This is a genomic window from Pseudomonas sp. 05T35 (genome assembly GCF_056396605.1).
On the sequence record NZ_JBFTLU010000423.1, the window covers coordinates 1 to 4,002 of the forward strand.

Below are 4,002 nucleotides of genomic sequence, written 5' to 3' on the forward strand. Positions count from 1 at the left end.
ATAGTCGCCCGAGAGTGCCACGACCTTGCGGCTCGGATCGGCCTTGACCACGCCCAGCGCTGCCGGAATGGTCCAGCCCAGAGGGCCGGCCTGACCGCAGTTGATCCAGTGACGCGGTTTGTAGACGTGCAGGAACTGCGCGCCGGCAATCTGCGACAGACCGATGGTGCTGACGTAGCAGGTGTCTTTGCCGAACACCTGGTTCATCTCTTCGTACACGCGCTGCGGTTTGACCGGCACGTTGTCGAAGTGAGTCTTGCGGTGCAGGCTGGCCTTGCGCTGCTGGCAGTCTTGCAGCCAGGCGCTGCGGTCCTTCAGTTTGCCGGCGGCTTTCCACTCGCGGGCCACTTCGATGAACATTTTCAGTGCCAGGCCGGCGTCGGAAACGATGCCCTGGTCCGGGGTGAACACGCGGCCGATCTGGGTCGGCTCGATGTCGACGTGGATGAATTTGCGGCCTTCGGTGTAGACGTCGACCGAACCGGTGTGACGGTTGGCCCAACGGTTACCCACACCCAGCACCACGTCGGACTTGAGCATCGTCGCGTTGCCGTAACGGTGCGAAGTCTGCAGGCCAACCATACCGACCATCAGCGGGTGATCGTCCGGGATCGTGCCCCAGCCCATCAGGGTCGGGATAACCGGAATACCGGTCAGCTCGGCGAATTCCACCAGCAGGTCGCTGGCATCGGCGTTGATGATGCCGCCGCCGGCTACCAGCAATGGACGTTCAGCCTGATCGAGCATGGCCAGGGCTTTCTCGACTTGCCTGCGGGTTGCCGCTGGCTTGGCCAGTGGCAGTGGTTCGTAGGCGTCGATGTCGAATTCGATTTCGGCCATCTGCACGTCGAACGGCAGGTCGATCAGTACCGGGCCTGGACGGCCGGAGCGCATTTCATAGAAGGCTTTCTGGAACGCGTAAGGCACCTGGCCCGGCTCCAGAACCGTGGTCGCCCACTTGGTCACCGGCTTGACGATGCTGGTGATGTCGACGGCCTGGAAGTCTTCCTTGTGCATACGGGCGCGGGGTGCCTGGCCGGTGATGCAAAGAATCGGGATCGAGTCGGCCGAGGCGCTGTAGAGCCCTGTGACCATGTCGGTACCGGCCGGGCCGGAGGTGCCGATGCACACGCCGATGTTGCCGGCCTTGGTGCGGGTGTAACCCTCAGCCATGTGCGAGGCGCCTTCAACGTGGCGAGCGAGGACGTGATCAATGCCGCCGACCTTTTGCAGAGCGGAGTACAGCGGGTTGATTGCAGCGCCCGGAATGCCAAAAGCGGTATCAACCCCTTCACGGCGCATCACCAGAACGGCGGCTTCGATTGCTCTCATTTTGCTCATGGTTTTGTGCCTCTTTACGTTTTGTAATTGTATACAAGTGGCTTTGCGCAGAGTGTATTCACGGCGGACGGCGCAGGTCAATCCATTTTCTCAAGCGGCTGTTTCATTCGTCGGAGGGCCATAAACACTGTGGCGTTTCGTCGCATGAGCCGAATTATGAGAATTATTGTATACAAAAAAATAATTCATTGTGTTCTATTTGTTGCATCGGGCTTCTCAACAAACAGAACCCCAAAGGCTTTCCCATAACAAGATAAGGACGGCACCATGAGCGCTTTAACCTTGAAAGTCGCAGTCAGCCTGACCAATCGGGCCATCGTTGCGGGGCGCAAGATCGCCGCGGCACCGCTGACCATTGCAGTACTCGATGCGGGTGGGCATTTGTTGAGCTTGCAACGCGAAGACGGCGCCAGCCTGCTTCGTCCGCAAATCGCTATCGGTAAAGCCTGGGGCGCGATCGCGCTGGGCAAGGGCTCGCGGCTATTGGCACTGGACGCGCAACAGCGCCCGGCGTTTATCGCGGCATTGAACAGCCTGGGGCAGGGCAGCGTGGTACCCGCACCGGGTGGGGTGCTGATTCGTGATCAGGACGGGGCTGTGCTGGGGGCCATCGGCATCAGTGGCGACACCTCGGACATCGACGAGCAATGTGCGATCAGCGCCATCGAAGACCAGGGGTTGCGGGCGGATGCGGGGGTGACGGCTTGATCTTCAGCGCCTGAACCATCGCCTTCGCGAGCAAGCCCGCTCTCACATTGGATCTCCTGTGTTGACAAATCCCCTGTGGGAGCGAGCCTGCTCGCGATGACTATCTACCAGACACATCCAGCTAAAGGTCTACCCTACCATCCGGCATTCACAGGTCTAGCCTTCTTCATGACTTGATCATGAAAGGGGCAAGGAAATGCCTGATTTACCCGCTTCACATCGCTTGCGCATTGGCCGGTATGCCGAGCCCAACCGAATTTACCTTCTGACTGCCAACACGCTTGGTAGAGAGCCTGTTTTCAACGACTTTGTCTTGGGTAGATTAGTTGTCGCACAGTTTCGCGCCGCGCAAGACCAAAGCTGTGCTAACTCATTGGCCTGGGTTGTCATGCCGGATCACTTTCATTGGTTGATCGAGTTGCAGCAGGGGTCGCTGAGTGGACTGATGCAAAGGACCAAATCATTGAGTACTAAAGCGGTGAACCTGTCCACCGGTCGTAAGGTCAGCCTTTGGCAGAAAGGCTTTCATGATCGTGCGCTGCGCCGCGAGGACGATCTCGTAAAGCTGGCTCGGTACATTGTGGCAAACCCACTGCGGGCAGGGTTGGTCGAGCGACTGGGCGATTATCCGCTGTGGGATGCTATCTGGGGTTGACCGAATATCGAGTTGCCCCCATCGCGAGCAGGCTCGCTCCCACAGGGGGCTTGTGAACACTACAGATCCAATGTGGGAGCGAGCCTGCTCGCGATGGGCGCGCTGCGGTCTACCTGTCCGGCTCGCAGCCCTTGAGCACCAACCGAATAATGGTCTGCGCCGCGGCTTCGTAGTCGCTTTCATCCAGCTTGGCCTTGCCGGTGACGGCGGAGATCTGCCAGTCGAAGTCGGCGTAGGTCTGGGTCGCGGCCCAGATGCTGAACATCAGGTGGTTGGGCTCGATCGGGGCGATCTGGCCGCGATCGATCCAGGTCTGGATGCAGTCGATGTTGTGCTTGGCTTGGGCGTTGAGCTGTTCGACCAGGTCGGCGCTCAGGTGCGGCGCACCGTGCATGATCTCGCTGGCAAACACCTTGGACGCGAACGGCAGGTCGCGGGAGATGCGAATCTTCGAACGAATGTAGCCGCTGAGTACTTCGCTCGGCACGCCGTCGGCGTTGAACGGCGTCGAGGCCTGGAGAATCGGCTCGATGATGCTTTCCAGGACCTCACGGTAGAGGTTTTCCTTGGATTTGAAGTAGTAATAGACGTTGGGCTTGGGCAACCCCGCCTTGGCCGCGATGTCACTGGTTTTGGTCGCAGCGAAGCCTTTGTCGGCAAACTCTTCACTGGCGGCACGCAGGATCAGTTCTTTGTTGCGCTCGCGGATAGTGCTCATAAACCAGGTGATTCCTTGCCGATACTGGCGGTTGCGCATGGTAGCACCGGCCTCGCGCAGCGCTCAAGAATGCCGCCTGCTGCGCCTCATCGTTTGCGCCTGTCTCAGGGCTGAACAAACGGCTGGATGGGCGAGTGAATGGCAGGCGCACCCCGCTAGAGTTCAAAGGAGCGATCAGGCCTTTTGGCCATTTCTTGTGTAAACGGCCCGGCATTCACTTCGCATCGTTGCGTTTGGTGTTTAGCTCGTTTGAGTGGGAGGTTGTGGGAAGGGGCAGGCGAGACAAATGTGCTTTGGTGATGGGGGCGGTGCTGCGCATGCGGTAACTTGAGGCGTCTCGCTTCTCACGCACCGAGCGCGTTATGCTCCGCGCACTTTTTTTGTGTAGGGAAGCCTGACCCATGGCTGGAAGCAGTTTGCTGGTGTTGATCGACGATATCGCCGCCGTACTCGACGACGTCGCGCTGATGACCAAGATGGCCGCGAAGAAAACCGCCGGCGTGCTCGGCGACGACTTGGCGCTCAACGCCCAGCAGGTATCCGGTGTCCGCGCCGAGCGGGAAATTCCGGTGGTCTGGGC

The 4,002-nt window shown here is 59.5% G+C and carries 5 protein-coding genes; 3 read left to right on the top strand and 2 right to left on the bottom strand.

Translation table 11 applies throughout. The features are described from left to right. On the bottom strand, positions 1-1,341 hold a 1,341-nt coding region (gcl, locus tag AC1DH9_RS24385; RefSeq protein ID WP_477808922.1), incomplete at its 3' end, for a glyoxylate carboligase. A gap of 267 nt (positions 1,342-1,608) precedes the next feature. Here gcl and AC1DH9_RS24390 point away from each other — a divergent pair. Continuing rightward, complete coding sequence (locus AC1DH9_RS24390; protein ID WP_427547047.1) at positions 1,609-2,049, top strand: GlcG/HbpS family heme-binding protein; 441 nt, start codon at positions 1,609-1,611, stop codon at positions 2,047-2,049. Positions 2,050-2,245: 196 nt separating this feature from the next. Continuing rightward, positions 2,246-2,704 carry an REP-associated tyrosine transposase gene (locus tag AC1DH9_RS24395; protein WP_427547049.1) on the top strand — a complete coding sequence of 153 codons (459 nt, stop codon included), beginning with the start codon at positions 2,246-2,248 and terminating at the stop codon, positions 2,702-2,704. A 109-nt stretch (positions 2,705-2,813) separates the two neighbouring features. On the opposite strand, the gene AC1DH9_RS24400 is transcribed toward AC1DH9_RS24395, so the two are convergent. After that, on the bottom strand, positions 2,814-3,422 hold the full coding sequence (locus AC1DH9_RS24400) for a TetR/AcrR family transcriptional regulator (RefSeq protein WP_103319032.1): 609 nt from the start codon (positions 3,420-3,422) through the stop codon (positions 2,814-2,816). A 401-nt stretch (positions 3,423-3,823) separates the two neighbouring features. On the opposite strand from AC1DH9_RS24400, the gene AC1DH9_RS24405 reads away from it, so the two are divergent. Then, positions 3,824-4,002, top strand: a 179-nt coding sequence (locus tag AC1DH9_RS24405) for a DUF808 family protein (protein WP_477808923.1), incomplete at its 3' end; no start/stop codon positions are given.